This is a genomic window from Streptomyces sp. YIM 98790, from assembly GCF_011421595.1.
Classification (GTDB): Bacteria; Actinomycetota; Actinomycetes; order Streptomycetales; family Streptomycetaceae; genus Streptomyces.
The window spans coordinates 1-16,043 of the sequence record NZ_WTLH01000143.1 but is presented as its reverse complement, the minus strand read 5'-3'; the positions used below and the strand labels follow the sequence as shown (position 1 = coordinate 16,043).

Sequence of the window (16,043 nt, the reverse complement as noted above, 5' to 3'; positions counted from 1 at the left end):
CGCCCCACCCGCTGGGCTTCGCGCACGGCGACGCCGGCATCGGCTGGGCGCTGGCCCGGCACGCGGGACGCACCGGCCGGCCCGCGCCGCTGGCGACCACGCTGCTGCGCGATGCCGTGGCGGCGGGCACGGCCGGGGAGCACCCGGCGGCCTGGTGCTCCGGCCTGGCCGGGATCGCCCTGGCCGCCGCCTCCGCCCCGCACCCGCCGGACCCGGGGGACCGGGGGGACGGTCCGCTGCTCGCCGCGGACGACGCGGCCCGCTGCGCCCGCCTGCTGGCCGGCACCTCGCCGCAGGCCGATCTGAGCCTGTGCCACGGCGAGTTCGGCGTCCTGGAGGCGCTCACCGCTCTGGGCACGGACGGTCCCGGGCTCGCCCGGCGCACCGGTCTGCTGCTCGGTTCCCTCCAGCAGCACGGGCACGGCTGCGGCACCCCCGGCCGGCTGCCGTCCCCGGGGCTGCTCAGCGGCCTGTCCGGCATCGGCTACGCCCTGCTCCGGACGGCCTTCCCGGCCACCGTGCCGTCCGTTCTGCTGCTCGATCCGTCCGTCCCGCCCCCGGCCGCCGGTGCCCCTGCGGCTCCGGCTGCCCGTCCCGCCCCGGACCCGACGGAGACCTGAGTCCCCGCCCGCCCGTCCCGCCCGTCCTGCCCGTCCTGCCCGTCCTGTCCTCTGCCCGCTCTGCCCTTCCCCCTGTCCCAGGAGAGGCACCCTCATGACCGGTCAAGGAGCCCCGATGGAACCGTCCGCCCTGCCGTCCACCGACCCGGCCGTCCCCGCCGCCCCCGCGGAGACCACCGCCGCCACCCCCGAGGCCACCGCCGAGGCCACCGCCGAGGCCGCCGCCGAGGCCGCAGAACCCGCGGCGGTGTCCGAAGACCTCGCCGAAGACCTCGCCGAAGACCGCGGGGAGCCCGGGGAGGAACCCGCGGGGAAGATGGCCCTCTTCGGCAGAAACCGTGTCTGCGCCGGGGTCCGGGTGCTCGCCGGGCTCACGGTCGGCAGCGGGGTTATCGCGACCTTTGGGGGAATCGACACCACGGTTTCCATCGTCTGACGCCTCGGTCACCACTGATTCGCGCTCTCCATCTCTGCGCGTTCTGCCGCTACGATCCCTCACATGGCTGTACGTGCAGCGGAGATTGTCGGCAGGGAACAAGAAGTCACCTTCCTCAGCGACATGCTGAACGGCACTGCACGCAGCCGAGGACACGCCGTCTTCCTGGCCGGCGAGGGCGGGATCGGCAAGTCCCGGCTGGCGGCCGAGACCGCCGGCGTGGCCTTCGATCAGGGCATGTGCGTGCTCCGGGGCCGCAGCAGCACCATCGGCCCGGTGGTGCCGCTGCGGCCCCTGGCCGAGGCGCTGCTGCCGCTGTTCCGCGGTGCCGAGCCCCTGGAGGCGCTGGACGATCCGCACCTGGCCCCTTACCAGCCGGTCCTCGGACGTCTGGTGCCCGACCTGGGCGAAGCGACCGGTGACGGCACCAACGACAACACCTCCATGGTGGTGCTGGGCGAGGCGCTGCTGCGGCTGCTGGCGGCCCTGGGCCGGAACCGCGGCACGCTGCTGGTGATGGAGGACCTGCACGACGCCGACACGGAGACCCTCGCCGTCATCGAGTACCTCACCGACAATCTGGCCCATCTGCCGGTGCTGGTCCTGGCCACGGTCCGGGTGGAGGCGTGCCCGGCGATGGAGCTGGCCCGTGCCGCGGCCCGCCGCCGGGCCGGCACCCTGCTGCGGCTGCCGCTGCTCCGGCGGACCGATGTGGCCCGGATGGCCGGTTCCTGCCTGGACGTTCCGCCCGACCAGGTGCCGGGCGAGGCCCTGGACCGGCTGTGGAGCGACAGCGTGGGCAACCCCTTCCTGGTCGAGGAGCTGCTCCAGTCCATGCTCAGCAGCGGCGCGCTGGTGCGCTCCGAGGACGGCTGGCGCGCGGTGGGCGATCTGCGCAGCGAGGTGGCCAGCGCGCTGATGTGGGGCACCGTGCACCGCATCGACCGGCTGGGCCCGCAGGCCACCATGCTGCTCTCGGCCGCGGCCGTGCTGGGCCGCCGCTTCTCCCTCTCGGTGCTCCAGCGCATCACCGGCCTGGACGACCGCAGCCTGCTCAGCCACCTGCACGCCGGGGTGGCCGCCCAGCTCGTGGTCGCCGACGAACCCGCACCGGACTGGTACGCCTTCCGGCACCCGCTCACGGTCGAGGCGATGCTCGCCCAGCTCACCCCCATCAGCCGGGCCGAGCTCTCGCAGCAGGCCGCCGAGGCGATCGAGGCGATCCACCCGGAGCTGCCCGGCGAGTGGTGCCCGCTGGCCGCCGGCCTGCACGCCGCCGCCGGGAACTCCTCACGGGCCGGCCGGCTGTTCACCACGGCCGGCCGGCGGGCACTGGCCGACGGCGCGGTCGGCTCCGCCATCTCGCTGCTGGGGCGGGCCCAGAACCTGCTGGCCGACGGCACCGGCCCGGCCGACCCGGCGGCCCGGGCGGAGGCGCTGGAGGGGCTCATCCCGGCGCTGGCCGAGGCCGGGGACTTCACCCGCGCCTACAGCCTGGCGGGCAGCGCCCGGGAGCTGGTGCGGGCCGGCCTGAGCGCCCCCCGGGTGGCCGCGCTGCACACCAAGCTCGCCAAGGCGGCCCATATCGCCGGGCGGTGGGCGGAGGGCAACGACCAGATCGAGCAGGCGCGTTCGCTGCTGGGGCCGGACCCGGACGAGCGGCACACCGCGCCCATCGACGTGGTCGCCGCCTATCTGGCGCTCGACACCCCGGGCCCGGACCGCACCCGGCACGCCGAGGCGCTTGCGCGGCGGGCGGTGGAGGCGGCCGAGCGCCACCGGCTGCCGCAGGTGGCCTGCGAGGCATGGCAGATGCTGGGGGTCCTGGCCCGCCGCCGCGATCTGGCCGAGGCGACCTCCTGCTCCCGGCAGGCGCTGCGGCTGGCCGAGAAGCACGACCTGCCGATCCAGCGGATGTACGCGCTGGTGCGCATCGGCGGCGACCGCTGGCTGGCGGAGGGCGATCCCCAGGGTCTGGCCTCGGCCCGCGCCGAGGCGAAACGTCTCGGCGCGGTCACCGTGATGTACACCGTGGACGCCATCCTGCTGCTGCACGCGGTGCTGCGGGGCCGCTTCGCCGAGGCGCTGCGCGACAGTGAGGAATGCCTGTCCACCACCGCCCGGATGCGGCTGGCGCCGATCGTCCGCTACGTGCTGATGGCGCGTGCCACCGCCGCCGCCCACCGCGCGGACCGGGCGGCCATGGAGCGGGAGCTGGGCGAGTTCGAGCACTGGAACGTCAAGGGCGCGCAGGAGGAGGCCCTGGCCATCGGGCTGGCCCGGGTCTTCTGCGCGCTGCTGGAGGAGGACCGGCCCGGTGCCCGGCGCGAGCTCGCCGCCCTGATCGCCATGGAGGAGGCCAACCCGTCCGTCTTCCACCTCGGCGGGCGGCACGGCCTCGGGCTGCTGCTGCACGTACTGGCCGGCACCGCAGGCCGGGAGGAGTTCCGGCGGCTGGCGGACACCGCGGCCGGCCGGATGCGCTGGAACCGGCAGTTCACGCTGCTCGCCGACGCCGTGCTGCTGGGCCGCGAGGGCCGGCCGGACCGGGCGCTGGCCGCCGTCCGCCGTGCCCAGGAGGCCGCCGAACCGTATCCCACCGCCCGCCACCTGGGGCTGCGGCTGCTGGCCGAGGAGGCCATGTCCGCGGGCTGGGGCGATCCGGTGGGCTGGCTGCGGCGCGCCGAGCACTTCTTCCAGGAGTCGGCGATCGTCACCGCGGCGGGCGCCTGCCGGGCCCTGCTGCGGCAGGTCGGTGCCCCGGTGCACCAGCACCGCACGGGCACCGACCGCATCCCGCTCCAGTTGCGGGCGCAGGGGGTGACGGTACGCGAGTGGGAGGTGTTCCAGCTGCTGCGCGAGCGCCTCGGCAACAAGGACATCGCCCGCCGCCTGCACATCTCGCCGCGCACCGTGGAGAAGCACGTGGCGAACCTGATCAGCAAGACCAGCCAGGACAGCCGCGAAGCCGTGTGCGACCTCTCCGCCGCCCTCACCCCCGCGCCCGATCCCCCCGATCCGCGCTGACCTCCCCCGGCACCGGGACCGGCGCGGCTCCCGCCCGGACTTTCCCGGACGGGACCGCTGTCCGTCTTCCCCCGTCCCGCCCCGCCGCCGCACGTCGTGGGCGTGCGCCCCTGCCGTCCTTCGGCGCTCCGCGCTCCGCCGGGGAGCAACGGCGGCCCCTCCCCCGCGCCACGCACCGTCACCACTCACGGACGGAGAAGATTTCTTCGCCGGGCAGCAACCTTTTCGAGCACGGCGGCGACTCACGGGTGGAACGGGAGCCCTCCATCGTCGCCCCCCAGGAGGAGGGCTCCCGCTCGCACTCGTCCGGTCCGTGGGGATGGACCGGTCGCGCCCGGAGGGGTTCCGGGAGCCGGGGAGGCTGGCGTTCCGGCGGCCGTGGACGACGACCGCCGGAACGCCCGGGCGCCGGCCCGGGGCCGCACACCCCGCACACCCCGTCCGGCCCCCGCTCCCGCGGCGCTCGCCGTCGACGAAGTCCGGCTCGCCCCCGTCGCCCGGCTGCGGAACCCGCGGAATGCCGGTGTGACAGCTGGGCGGGATCGAGGGCTCAGCCATGGCGGGCGCGGTCGGTANCGGGATCGAGGGCTCAGCCATGGCGGGCGCGGTCGGTACGGATGTCGGTGCGGATGTCGGTGCGGATGTCGGTGCGGACGCGGTGGTGCTCGGGGCCGCCGCGGCGGGGCCGGTGTCGCTGTCCGAAGGAATCCCGGGAGCGGGGTGCCCGGTCCGGGTGCCGGCCGCGGCAACCTTTCCGCGGTTGGCGGCAACAGAGGGATGAGACGGGAGCCCTCCAGACTCTCCGCCCCCACTGGGGAGGGCTCCCGTCCGACCGTGACGGGCGGGCCCGGCCGTGACCGGCGGGCCCGGGACGGCACGGCGCGAGACGGGTGTCAGCCCTGGTCCGGACCGGGTCCGCTGCCGGCGCCGGGTGCGGGAGCGCGGGCGGCGAAGGCCAGGTACTCGTGTTCCTCCTCGAAGACCACGACCAGCACCGTACGGTCCGCCGAGGCGAGGAAGAGGTCGCCGCCGAGCGCGGAGCGCAGCACGGCGGCCCAGCCGTCGTCCGGGAGCCGGCACTCCAGCCACGGGAAGGACCGCATCCCGGTCTTGAGCAGGACGTGCCCGCCCAGCCCGTGGTCCCGGGCGAACTCCTCGATCCACCGGTCCACCTGCTCGTCCGGGGTCCCCGCGGGAATCCGGGTGTCCCCGTCCGGACCGGCCTTCACAAAGCTGCGGATGCGGTCCGGTATCCAGTCCGGTATCTCCTCCGCCTGCCGGTAACCCTGGCAGTGCACCGCGGAGAGCCGGACCGGCAGGGCTTCGGATTCCTTCCGCTCCCTGGCTTCCTGGAGCCTCAGGCGAAGCTCGTCGCTCGGCATGCGTCGTCTGTCCCGTGTCGTCGCTGTGGTGCTCGTCGTCGGCCCGCCGGCCGCGCCGGCCCGCCGCGCGGACCCGGCGCAGGGAATCGCCGGGATGCCGTCCGGTGTCGCACTGATGGTAACGGCCGTGCGGGCCGGTGCCGATGGTGCGGACGGGATCATCATCGCGGGCACAACTCCCCCTGGAGGCAGGGCGGTACGGACCGCGCCGGGGCACCCCGGTCCGGGACGGCCCGACGGGGCGCGGCGGACGTGCGGCACAGCGGGCAGGGAGGTCGGGATGGGCAGGGCGGCGGAACCCCGGCGGGTGGTCAGCCGGGAGGCGGTGGTGCGCGGGGCGGCCGGCTTCTTCCTGCGGCACGGCACGGTCGACATGGCGGCACTGGCGCCGGAACTGGCCATCAGCCGGGCCACTCTCTACCGGATCGCGGGCAGCCGGGACGCCCTGCTCGCCGAGGCGCTGTGGCGGCTCGGCGAGGCCACGCTGGCCCACGCCCGCCGGCGGCGCACGGCGCCCGGGGTGGAGGGCGTCCTGGAGATCACCCGGCGCTTCGCAAGGGAGCTGGAGGGGGCCGAGCCGTTCCGTTCCTTCCTGCGGGCCGAACCTGCCACCGCGCTGCGGCTGCTGACGGCCGGCCGGGTGCACCGGCGGGCGGTACGGGCGCAGCAGGACATCCTGGCCGGAGCCGCCGCCGGGGCCGCCGCCGGCGGGCACGGCCCGGCGCGGGAGGCGGCACCGCCCTGGGCGGGGGCGGCCCCGGCCGATCTGGGCCCGCTGGCCTACCTCTACATCCGGGTGGTGGAGTCGGGGCTGTATGCCGAGCTGCTGGTGGGCCGCCGGATGGAGTTCGCGCTGACCGAGCGGGCGGCCCGGGCACTGCTGCTGCACGCGGGCTGAGACGGCGGTCTCAGGTTCGTGGCACGGGCCTGGCCGCGGAGCGGGCGCGGCCGTAGATTCACGGGCCGTTCCGCGGTTCCCGCCGGCCGCCCGCGGGAGGGCGGCCCGATGGCCCGATCGCCCGATCGCCCGATGGGGAGTGCCCATGACCGGACCGATGACGTACCGCGCAGCCGGGCGGCCCCTGTGCGCCGCCGTCCTCGCCGCGCTGCTGTTCGCCGCGCTGACCGTGCCGGCGCGGTCCTCGGCCGCGCACGGCGCACACCCGGACCCGGGACGGATCGCCCCGGTGGTCTTCGTGCACGGCCAGCAGGGCTCGGCGCAGCAGTGGCAGTCGCAGGCGAAGCGCTTCTCCTCCAACGGCTACCCGGATTCCCTGCTGCACGCCTACGAGTACGACACCACCGTCCCGACCGACACCCATGCCATCGAAGGGCTGGAGACCTTCATCGACGCGGTCCTGGCCCGCACCGGGGCAGCGCAGGTGGACGTGGTGGCCCACTCCCGGGGCACCCGGGTGATGCACGCCTATCTCGCCGACCCCGCGCGGGCCGCCGAGGTGCGCCGGTACGTGAATCTGGACGGCCGCTCCGCCGACGCCCCGCCCGGCGGGGTGCCCACCCTGGCGCTCTGGGGCAGCCTCCAGCCGAACGGCTCCATCGGCGGCGCGGTCAACATCCACCAGCCGGACAAGGGCCACACCGAGACGGCCACCTCGGCCGAGGGCTTCGCCCACATCCACCGCTTCCTGCGCGGCCGGGAGCCGCTGACCACCCGGGTGCTGCCGCAGCCGCCCGGCCTGGTGCGGATCGAGGGGAAGGTGGTGTCGTTCCCGCAGAACACCGGGCTGGCCGGCCGGCTGGAGGTGTGGCGCGTGGACCCGGCCACCGGGGCCCGCCAGGGGCACCGGCCGCGGCATGCGGTGCGGGTGGGCGCGGACGGCTCCTTCGGCCCGCTGCCGGTCCACGGGCTGCTCCGCTACGAGCTGGCGTTCGTGCGCGAGGGCGAGCGCACCAGTCACTTCTACACCGAGCCGTTCGAACGCAGTGACCGCTTCCTGCGGCTGCTGGTGTCGCCGCCGGGCGGGGTGGCGGACTTCGTGGACGCCTGCCCCGGGCACACCTCGCTCACCGTCTCCCGGCAGCGGGAGTGGTGGTCGGGCAGCGCGGCCGGCACGGACGACTCGCTGCGGATCGACGGCACCGAGGTGCTCAGCCCCGGGGTCGCCCCGCCGCTGCGCCAGATCCTGGGCGTCTTCGTCTTCGACCGCGGCTGCGACGGGGTGACGGAGCTGGGCGCGGCGCTGCCGCCGTTCGACCGGGTGCCGTTCCTGACCGCCGCCGATCTGTACCTGCCGGCGGCCCCGGAGGCGGACGGCACCCTCACCGTCGCCCAGACCCTGCGCGGCACGGGCGAGACCCGGACGCTGGCCGTGCCGAACTGGCCCTCGGACCGGCACACGGTGTCGGTCCAGTTCAAGGACTATCCGGACACCGTCTTCGGCAGGGGCTCCGGCGGGCGCTGACCCGGCCCGGCCCCGGCCGGGTCCGCCGTGGTGGACTCCGGCACCGCCGGGTCGTGGGCCAGGACCAGGCCGACGGCGCCGAGCACCGAGGCCTGCGCGCCCAGCGCTCCCAGGCTCAGCCCCACCTCGGCGTTGAGCGGCAGGGAGAAGCCGCGCAGCCCGGAGGCGATCTCGTCCAGCAGCGGCTGCCCGGCGTCGGCCAGCCGGCCGCCGATCACGATCCGGTCCGGGTTGAAGGCGTTGCACAGCATGCCGACGGCCTGCCCGATGCGGCGGCCGGGACCGGAGACCGCGCGGGCCCAGGCCGGGTCGCCGGACCGGATGCGGTCGATCACGGCGGCGATGGTCAGGTCCGGGCCCATCGGGGCCAGGGAGGCGAGCAGCGCCGGGATACCGGCGTAGGTCTCCAGGCAGCCGCGGCTGCCGCAGCGGCACAGCGGGCCGTCCGGGTCCAGGGAGACGTGGCCGAACTCCCCGGCCGCGCCGCGGGCGCCGCGACGCAGCGCCCCGCCGCTGATGACCGCGCCGCCGATGCCGCTGTGCAGTTTGAGGTAGAGCAGTTCGCGGGCGCCCTGGGCGGCTCCCCAGAGCAGCTCGCCGTAGGCGGCGCAGGTGGCGTCGTTGTCCACGGTCACCGGCACCGGGTGGGGCAGCCGGGTCAGGCGTCGGCCGAGTTCCTCGGCGACGGCCACGCCGTCCCAGCGCGGCACCATGGAGGAGCGGGTGACGATGCCGCGGGTGAGGTCCATGGGCCCGATCACGGCCGCGCCCACGCCGAGCAGGCCCGCCGCCGGGCGGCCCGCGGTCTCCAGCAGCCGCGCGGTGGTGCCGGCGGCGGCGTCCAGACCCTCGTCGGCGTTGTAGTCCACGCCGAGGTCGACCACGTCCTGGGCGAGCACGGTGTGCGAGACGTCGGCGATCACCGCGCGCAGGTGGCGGAAGCCGAAGTCCAGGCCGATGGCGGTGCCCATGGCGGGGTTGAGGGTGACCGTGGAGCGCGGCCGTCCCCGGGCGGAGGGGTGCCGCCGGCCGGTCCGCCCGCCGCCCCGCCCGGTCCGGCCGGCGCGGGCGGGGCCCTGGTCTATCAGCACGCCCTCCTCGACCAGGCGGCCGACCAGGGTGGACACGGTCGATTTGGCCACGCCGAGCCCGGTGGCCAGCTCGGCACGGCTCATCGGTCCGCGGGCACGCAGCAGGCCGATGATCCGCCGGCGGGTGTCCGGGCGGACACCGCCGGAGGGACCACCGGAAGCAGCAGAAGAACCGCCTGTCACACAAATCCCTCATAAGTTCGCTGGCGAACTATTGACGTCGAGCCTACCCGACCTTAAGTTCAAAAGAGACATTCTTCCCGATGGGGAGGGAATGACCCCCAGTGAGGCATCCGGGCGCGGCGAGCCGCACCGCGGAACGGCCTCAGGACCGAGAGCGCCATGCACCACGAACTCACCCTCACCGCCCATCGGGCCGGAACGGTCCGGCGGCACGGGTGCACGCTGCCCACCGATCCCGTGGCGGCCGGCCTGGCCCGGCGGCTGACCCGCGAGAAGCTGTGCCGGTGGGGCCTGGAATGTCACATGGACCTGGCGGAGCTGCTGGTCAGCGAGCTGGTCACCAATGCGGTGCGGTACGGCGCGGGCCCCGTGGAGCTGCTGCTGGAGGAAGACTCCGGGCGGCTGCGCTGCGCGGTCGGCGACCGCCTCCCGGACCTGCCGCGCCTGGCCGGCTGCGACCAGGACAGCGAGGGCGGGCGCGGCCTGCACCTGGTGGACACCCTGGCCGACGCCTGGGGAGTGGACCGGGACGGGCCCGCCGGCAAGACCGTCTGGTTCGAGCTCACCCCGCCCCCCGTCTGAGGTCCGGGGCCCGGGCGGGGTGCCGGTCCGCTCCCCCGCGGAGCGCGGGAGCGGACCGGCACAGCGGGCCGGGCGGGGCGGGAGCACCGGCGGCGCGGGCGGTCCCGGCCGCAGCGCCCGGCCCGGTGCCCGGTGCCCGGCGCCTCAGTGCACGTACGGCCAGCCGGCCGAGTCCCAGCCGAGCCAGTTGAGGCCCAGGAGGGCCGTGCCGCGGTCGTTGTAGTAGTGGTAGGCCAGGATGTCGTGGTCGCTGTCGGCGAAGACGTCCTGGTGGCCGGGGCCGTGGATGGAGCCGTGCCCGGCCAGCACCTCGGTGCCGCCGCCGGAGTTCATGGGAACCCCGTTGCGGTCGTGGTACGGGCCGGTGATGTCCGTGGACCGGCCGACCATGATCCGGTAGGTGCTGGAGGCACCCCGGCAGCACAGGTCGAAGGAGACGAAGAGGTACCAGTAGCCGCCGCGCCGGAAGAGGGTCGGGGCCTCGATGGCCCCGCCGCCGCGCCCGGCCAGCGAGTACAGCGAGGAGCCGGAACGCAGCCCGGTGTTCGGGTCGATCCGGATCATCTTGATGCCCGACCAGAACGAACCGAACGCCATCCACCAGCGGCCCTGCTCGTCCACGGCGAGGTGCGGGTCGATGGCGTTGTGGTTGTCCGAGGAGCCGGACTCGATCACCAGGCCCCGGTGCTGCCAGCTTCCGGAGGCCCCGCTGGTGCTGGTGGCAAGGAAGATCGCCGAGCGGTTGGAGCCGAAGCTGGAGGCCGAGTAGTACATGTAGTACTGGCCGTTGTGGTGGGAGAGGTGCGGCGCCCACAGATTGCGGTCACCGCCCGTGTAGGGGGTGGTCCAGGACGCGCCGCCGGGGAAGGCCGCGCCGGCGTTGCGGAAGTCGACGCGGTCCGGCGAGGTCTTCAGGCCGATGCCGTGCGCGGTGTGGGCGACCAGGTAGCCGCCCTCGGGCCGCCGCACGAAAGACGGGTCGTGCAGGCCGGTGGCCCCGGTGACGTGGCCGGGGCCGGGGTAGGGCGCGGCGGCGGCACGGCTCAGCGCGCCGGTGGTGACCAGCCCGGCCGCGGCCAGGGTGCCGGTGGCCAGTGCGGTGCCGAGCAGCCGCCGCCGGGTGGGCGGTGCACTGCGGTGGTTCCCGTGCGGCTGGGACGACGGGTCGGACGGTGGGAGGGAAGAGTCGTGGGACATGGTGGGGGTCTCCTCGCTGCTGTCTGGTCTGATCCGGGGCGGGGGCCGGCCGGTCATTCCCCGGAGGGGGCGGTGAGCGCGACGCCGGTGCGGACCGGGGTGCCGAAGTTGGGGGTGCCGTCGGCGTTCCAGGTGAACTTCTGGGCCCGGGTGGACCGGTTCATGTCGCACCCGCCGCTCGCCGAGTCGTTGGCGTGGTAGACGATCCAGTCCTCGGTGCCGTCCGGCGACTTGAAGAAGCCGTTGTGGCCGGGGGCGTAGACGCCGTTGGCGTCACTGCGCTGGAAGACCGGCTGCGGGTGCTTGGTCCAGTGGGACGCGTTGAGCGGGTCGGTGCCGGTGAGGGTGAGCAGGCCGAGCTTGTAGTCCGGCCCCCAGCAGGCACTGGCCGAGTAGACGATCATGGTCCGGCCGTTGTGGTAGAGCGGTTCGGCGCCCTCGTTCACCGGATGGGTCTGGCGCTCCCAGGCGTAGGTCGGGGAGCTGATGGTGCGGCGCGGCCCGCTGGGCGTCCACGGGTTGCTCAGCGGGGTGATGGCCAGGGACTGGCTGCCGTCCATGTAGCTGCCCAGCAGGTAGAGCCGGCCGTTCACGCGCAGGATGCTGGGGTCCAGCTCCCAGGTGTTCCCCAGGTCGGCCTTGAAGGTGTACGGGCCCATGGGGTCGGTGCCGGCGCTCTCCAGCACGTGCAGCCGCTGGGTGGGGTTGAAGTCCTGGACGTTCTGCCCGGCCACGTAGTACAGGTACCAGCGCGGGCCGTTGGGGCCGTCGATCAGGTGGAACTCCGGTGCCCACATGTTGCAGCAGCCGTTCGGCCGGCCGGCCAGGTTGAACACCACGGTGTCGGGCGCGCTGCGCAGGCCGTCCAGGGTCCGGGAGCGGCGCATGGTGATGGTGGAGTTCCAGGTGGTGGTGGCCAGGTAGTAGTAGCCGTCGTGGTACTGCAGCCACGGGTCGGGCCCGCCGGCCTTGATCGGGTTGGTGAAGGTCCCGGGGGTGCTGCCGCCGCCCAGCCGGACGAGCTGCCACTGCTGGTTGGCGCCGTTGTGGTCGGTGTACTGGGTCACCCGGGCGCCGTCCGCGGTGGACCACTCCCAGACCTCCAGCGCCTTGCCGCTGTTGCGGTTGATCAGCTGGATGTGCCCGCCGTCGGTGTCCTCGATGCGGAACTGCTGGTTCTGGGTGTTGTTGTCGGTCCACTGGATGACGTCGGCGCCGTCGGCGGTGGAGAAGTCGCGGATGTCCAGCACCTTGCCGCTGTGCCGGGATTTCAGGCGGTACCAGCCGCCGCCGGAGTCCACGAACTGCCACTGCTGCCAGGCTCCGTCGTTGCGTGCCCACTGCACGATGTCGGCGCCGTCGCCGGTGGCCAGGTTGTAGACGTCGAGGGCCTTGCCGCTGTGCCGGTTGACCAGCACATAGGAGGCACTGGTGTCGATGGTCGCGGCCCCGGCCGTCGGCGCGGGGAGGGCGACGAGCAGCACCGCGGTGAGCACGGCGGCCAGCAAGGCGGCCATCGGCCCCCGCGTGCTGCGGAGGGTGCGCGGGATGTGCGGATACATGGCGGCTCCTGTACGGGCGGGCCGTCCACGCCCGCCCGGGCGAATGACTGGAGATTCGGGCGAACCACCTTTCTCAGACACTTCACAAGAAAGGCGACAGAGAGCTGCATTCCTGACTTGTTAGCGCTCTCATTCCGCTTGAGGGCAACGTATCGGCAAGTCATGTACTGGTCAAGAAGCTCCGTCGGCAGTCATCTCCGGACCTGCCGGGAAAAAATCCGCGCACCGCGGCAACCTTCCGGCACCCCGCGGCAACTGACGGGTGAGACGGGAGTCCTCCATCGTCGCCCCCCTGAGGGAGGGCTCCCGTCTGCCACTCTTCCGAAGGGGAGCAAGGGCCAGCGGCGGCGTCAGCCGGGCCGCCGCTACGCCCGCCCGGACCGGAGGGCCCGGGGGTTCACGCAACAGCCGCCACATCTGCCGCCCGTGCGCATCGAACCCTCATCCGCCCCACAGATTTCCTGGCTAATCTCACCATGCGAGTAACGCGGAGTGACGGTTGATCACCGTCAGGGTCGAACTCTGGAGGGTGTGGTGGCGCGACGCAGGTGCGCCCGGCTGCGGGCGGTGGTGCCGGCGGTGCTGCTGTCGGCGGCGCTGACGCTCACGGGCTGCGGGTCCGGGGATTCCCAGGGCTCCGGGGACACGGCCGATTCCGGCGGCCGGGAGAAGCAGGAGCAGCAGGACGGCCAGAACGGCCAGAAGGACCAGGGCCAGGGCCAGGACCAGGGCAAGGACGGCGAGGAGGAGTTCGAGCCGCCGGCGCTGGCCCACAAACAGTTCGAGGACCGCGAACCCGCCCTGGAGGGGCTCGGCGAGGGCGACTGGGGAGGCCCCTTCCCGCACGCCGGCGCCGAGTTCTGGGCGCTGGTCCACCACATCTACACCGGATCACCCGAGGACCTGACCGGGGACGGCTTCGGCGAGGCGTTCGCCGGACTGCGCCCGGTGCACCTGTTCATGTCGTTCGTGCACGTCGGCGGCGAGGAGCTGACCGGGGCGGAGCTGCTCAAGCAGACCGGCTCGGCGGTGTGGAGCGCCGACGGCGAGCAGGCGATGGGCGCCGACCTCGGCGACGCCGAACTGCCGGGCGGCTGCCCGCCCGGCGACGCCGGACGCGACTACGCGCTGGGCGTGGAGGAGGTGGTCTGCATGACCTACCTGCTGCCCGCGGACGCCGAGCCGGCCGAGGTCAGCCTGTTCACCGGGCAGGAGAACGAAATCCGCTGGCAGCTCGGCTGACCCACCCGCGCCGCCGGCGCGACCGCCGGCTGCGGCTTCCGGCGGGGGGTGCGGAGGTGCCGTCAGGCGGTCTCGCGGCGCAGCTCGCCGGGGGTGTAGCCGCTCCGGTCCAGCGACTTGTGGATGCGGTGCAGCACCGCATCCGGCGCGTCCTCCGGCGGGGCGCCGAAGACCGGCAGTCCCTCGACCGTGTACGCCAGATAGGCGGTGCCGTCCGGCCGGCTCCCGATGGTCACCGAGTAGAGCTGGCCGCCGGGCTGCTGGAAGGCGTGCAGCGCGCCCCGGCCGCTCTGCTGCCCGCCGAGGTACTGGAAGCCCTCGTCCGCCATGGCCGAGCGCAGCGCCTTGGCCAGACCGTTGCGCAGGTCGCGGGCGAGCGCCAGCTCGTCGAGACGGGCCTCGGTGCGCGGCAGCAGCTTCTCCAGCTCGGCGACGGCGGCCAGCCCCTCCTCCACCCGCCGGGCGTCCAGGGCGTCGTCGGCCCGGCGCAGCGCCAGCCGGAGTTCGTCGGCCAGCGCCTCGGCCTCGAACTCGGCGGCCGTCTTGAGCGCGTCCCGCACGCCGCGCTGCACCGTCCCGAGCCGGTCGGCGGCCTCGCGCAGCGCCTCGTGGCGGCGGCGCTCCTCCTCGGCCGCGGCCCGCTCGGCCTGGACGGCCCGGCGGGCCGCCTCCTGCTCCCGGGCCTGCTCCGCCTCGAAGACGATGCCGGTCAGGTAGGTCAGACGCTGGGTCACCGCGCCCAGCAGCGCCTGGGTGCGTGTCGGCCGGCCCTCCTGGAGGGCGGCGCGGAGCTGGTCGAGCAGACCGGCGCAGGAGCGGTGGCCGTCGGGGGCGCACTCCGCGGCACGCGGGGCCAGATCGGCCAGCCGCTGCTCGGCGTCGCCCAGGGCCAGGTACACGGAGGCGGCCCGGTCCGGGGGCGGTTCCCCGCCCTCGGCCCGGCGGGCGTGCCGGCCCTGCGGCTCGGCGCCGCGGCCGAGGCCGTGCTCGGCGGCCTCGGCAAGCTGCCGCGCCCGGGCACCGACGCGCTCCAGGTCAGCGGTCATCCGCTCGCCCGCCTCGGCGCGGCGCAGCCGCTTGCGGAGCAGCGCCAGATCCTGGTCGATGCCGGCCAGGCAGTCCGGGCCGAGCCGGGCCCGCAGCGGGCGCAGCTCCGCCTCGATCTCGCCCATCCGCCGCTCGGCGGCCCGCACCTCCTCCGCGGCGGAACGGCCTGCCGCGGCCGGGCCGTTGCGGCCTTGGCGCCCGGCTGCCTGCTCATCGGTGCGGCGCACCCGGTCGGACTTGCGGACGGAATCACGGCGCTTGCGCTCCGCCGAGCGCTCGGCCATCAGGCGGCGGCGCTCGATCTCCAGCAGGGTCCGGCGCTCGGCCTGCTGCCGCAGGACCTCCTCGCCCGGCGTCACGGTGGTGTACATCAGTGATCCGCTCATCGCCCCTCCGAGACCTGCCCGCCTCCCGCCTCCTGCCTCCTGCGCCCGAGATCGCCGTTGGGCCCACCCGACGCACCGTCACGGCGCGCCCGCCGCGGGGACGAGTGGGCACGCGCGGAGCGGAGCCCGCGCGGCGGAGGACAGAGTATGCCACGCCCCCGGTATGCCTCACCCCTGCGCGGGCCCCGGAGGGCCCCAGTCGGTGACCGTGAGGCCGACGGCCCGGACCCGGGTCCTGCGTGACGTGGTATGCGGTGCTGTTTCCGGCGACCTGCCTGGCCAGCCCGTTGCCGGCGGTCGGCTCCGGCCGAGGGCGGTCACCGGCCGCGCCCCGCTCCGTCGCCGTACTGGTCACCGCCGGTCTGCACCACGCTGCACTTCCCGCCCCGGCGGGCCCGTCCGGCTCCCGCGGTCGGGACGCCTGCTCCAACGGCAAGGAGTACATCACTCCCGACGTGGACGGCCACAACGTGACGGACGGCCGGAAGAGGTCCGGCCGTCTCCGGACAGCGGACCGGCACCTATGACGCAAGCCTCCGGTACGTCACGGAACAGACGGAACACGGCCACTTCGTCATCACTCGATTGCTCCCCGTCATCCTCCTCATTAGGATCGCGACCTCAGGGTAGATGCAATCAGCAGGTGAACCTGGGGGGTTGGGGACGTGGGACGGGCATCCGACTGGTCGCCGCTGGACATGGACGGCGATCCCACACCGGGGGACCCCTCCCGGATCGAGCAGCTGGGCAACAAGTTCACCACCTTCGCCGATGACGTCTACGACGCGCTGCAGAAGGTCCGCACTCTCGGCGAGGACGGCACCCTGGCGGCGTTCGTGGGGGAGTCGGCGGATTCCTACCGGGA

Annotated in this window: 12 protein-coding genes and 1 pseudogene; 8 read left to right on the top strand and 5 right to left on the bottom strand. The window is 74.5% G+C overall.

Features of this window, described 5'->3' with window-relative positions; genetic code table 11:
• The 3 genes from GQS09_RS20795 to GQS09_RS20785 form a co-directional block, all read left to right on the top strand.
• Positions 1-620: lanthionine synthetase LanC family protein (locus GQS09_RS20795; protein WP_279577776.1), on the top strand; the 620-nt coding region annotated here is incomplete at its 5' end.
• 115 nt (positions 621-735) lie between these two features.
• Entirely contained in the window at positions 736-1,056 is a 321-nt protein-coding gene (locus GQS09_RS20790; protein ID WP_165988536.1) for a hypothetical protein, read from the top strand.
• Between the two features lie 63 nt (positions 1,057-1,119).
• On the top strand, positions 1,120-4,083 hold the full coding sequence (locus GQS09_RS20785; RefSeq protein ID WP_165988534.1) for an AAA family ATPase: 2,964 nt from the start codon (positions 1,120-1,122) through the stop codon (positions 4,081-4,083).
• Positions 4,084-4,976: 893 nt separating this feature from the next.
• Here GQS09_RS20785 and GQS09_RS20780 read toward each other — a convergent pair.
• Entirely contained in the window at positions 4,977-5,465 is a 489-nt protein-coding gene (locus tag GQS09_RS20780) for a hypothetical protein (RefSeq protein WP_165988532.1), read from the bottom strand.
• Positions 5,466-5,745: 280 nt separating this feature from the next.
• Between GQS09_RS20780 and GQS09_RS20775 the strand changes: the two genes are divergently transcribed.
• Positions 5,746-6,363 carry a QsdR family transcriptional regulator gene (locus GQS09_RS20775; protein ID WP_165988530.1) on the top strand — a complete coding sequence of 206 codons (618 nt, stop codon included), beginning with the start codon at positions 5,746-5,748 and terminating at the stop codon, positions 6,361-6,363.
• Between the two features lie 145 nt (positions 6,364-6,508).
• Positions 6,509-7,888 carry an alpha/beta hydrolase gene (locus GQS09_RS20770; protein ID WP_165988528.1) on the top strand — a complete coding sequence of 460 codons (1,380 nt, stop codon included), beginning with the start codon at positions 6,509-6,511 and terminating at the stop codon, positions 7,886-7,888.
• Here GQS09_RS20770 and GQS09_RS20765 read toward each other — a convergent pair.
• Entirely contained in the window at positions 7,846-9,162 is a 1,317-nt protein-coding gene (locus GQS09_RS20765) for an ROK family transcriptional regulator (RefSeq protein WP_165988526.1), read from the bottom strand. The two genes, GQS09_RS20770 and GQS09_RS20765, sit on opposite strands and share 43 nt — an antisense overlap.
• 159 nt (positions 9,163-9,321) lie before the next feature.
• On the opposite strand from GQS09_RS20765, the gene GQS09_RS20760 reads away from it, so the two are divergent.
• Positions 9,322-9,744 carry an ATP-binding protein gene (locus GQS09_RS20760; RefSeq protein ID WP_165988524.1) on the top strand — a complete coding sequence of 141 codons (423 nt, stop codon included), beginning with the start codon at positions 9,322-9,324 and terminating at the stop codon, positions 9,742-9,744.
• Between the two features lie 144 nt (positions 9,745-9,888).
• On the opposite strand, the gene GQS09_RS20755 is transcribed toward GQS09_RS20760, so the two are convergent.
• Both GQS09_RS20755 and GQS09_RS20750 read right to left on the bottom strand, forming a co-directional pair.
• Positions 9,889-10,941, bottom strand: coding sequence for an arabinan endo-1,5-alpha-L-arabinosidase (locus GQS09_RS20755; RefSeq protein ID WP_207958085.1), 1,053 nt, complete (start codon positions 10,939-10,941; stop codon positions 9,889-9,891).
• A gap of 53 nt (positions 10,942-10,994) precedes the next feature.
• Positions 10,995-12,503 (bottom strand): family 43 glycosylhydrolase, encoded by a 1,509-nt coding sequence (locus GQS09_RS20750; protein WP_243761613.1) that lies wholly within the window; start codon positions 12,501-12,503, stop codon positions 10,995-10,997.
• A gap of 534 nt (positions 12,504-13,037) precedes the next feature.
• On the opposite strand from GQS09_RS20750, the gene GQS09_RS20745 reads away from it, so the two are divergent.
• The gene (locus GQS09_RS20745) at positions 13,038-13,745 is read left to right on the top strand and encodes a hypothetical protein (protein WP_165988520.1); all 708 of its coding nucleotides are present in this window, start codon (positions 13,038-13,040) and stop codon (positions 13,743-13,745) included.
• 62 nt (positions 13,746-13,807) lie between these two features.
• Here GQS09_RS20745 and GQS09_RS20740 read toward each other — a convergent pair whose 3' ends face one another.
• Positions 13,808-15,178 carry a hypothetical protein gene (locus tag GQS09_RS20740; RefSeq protein ID WP_165988518.1) on the bottom strand — a complete coding sequence of 457 codons (1,371 nt, stop codon included), beginning with the start codon at positions 15,176-15,178 and terminating at the stop codon, positions 13,808-13,810.
• 665 nt (positions 15,179-15,843) lie between these two features.
• Between GQS09_RS20740 and GQS09_RS20735 the strand changes: the two are divergent.
• Positions 15,844-16,043: pseudogene (locus tag GQS09_RS20735) on the top strand (hypothetical protein); the annotation flags it as partial.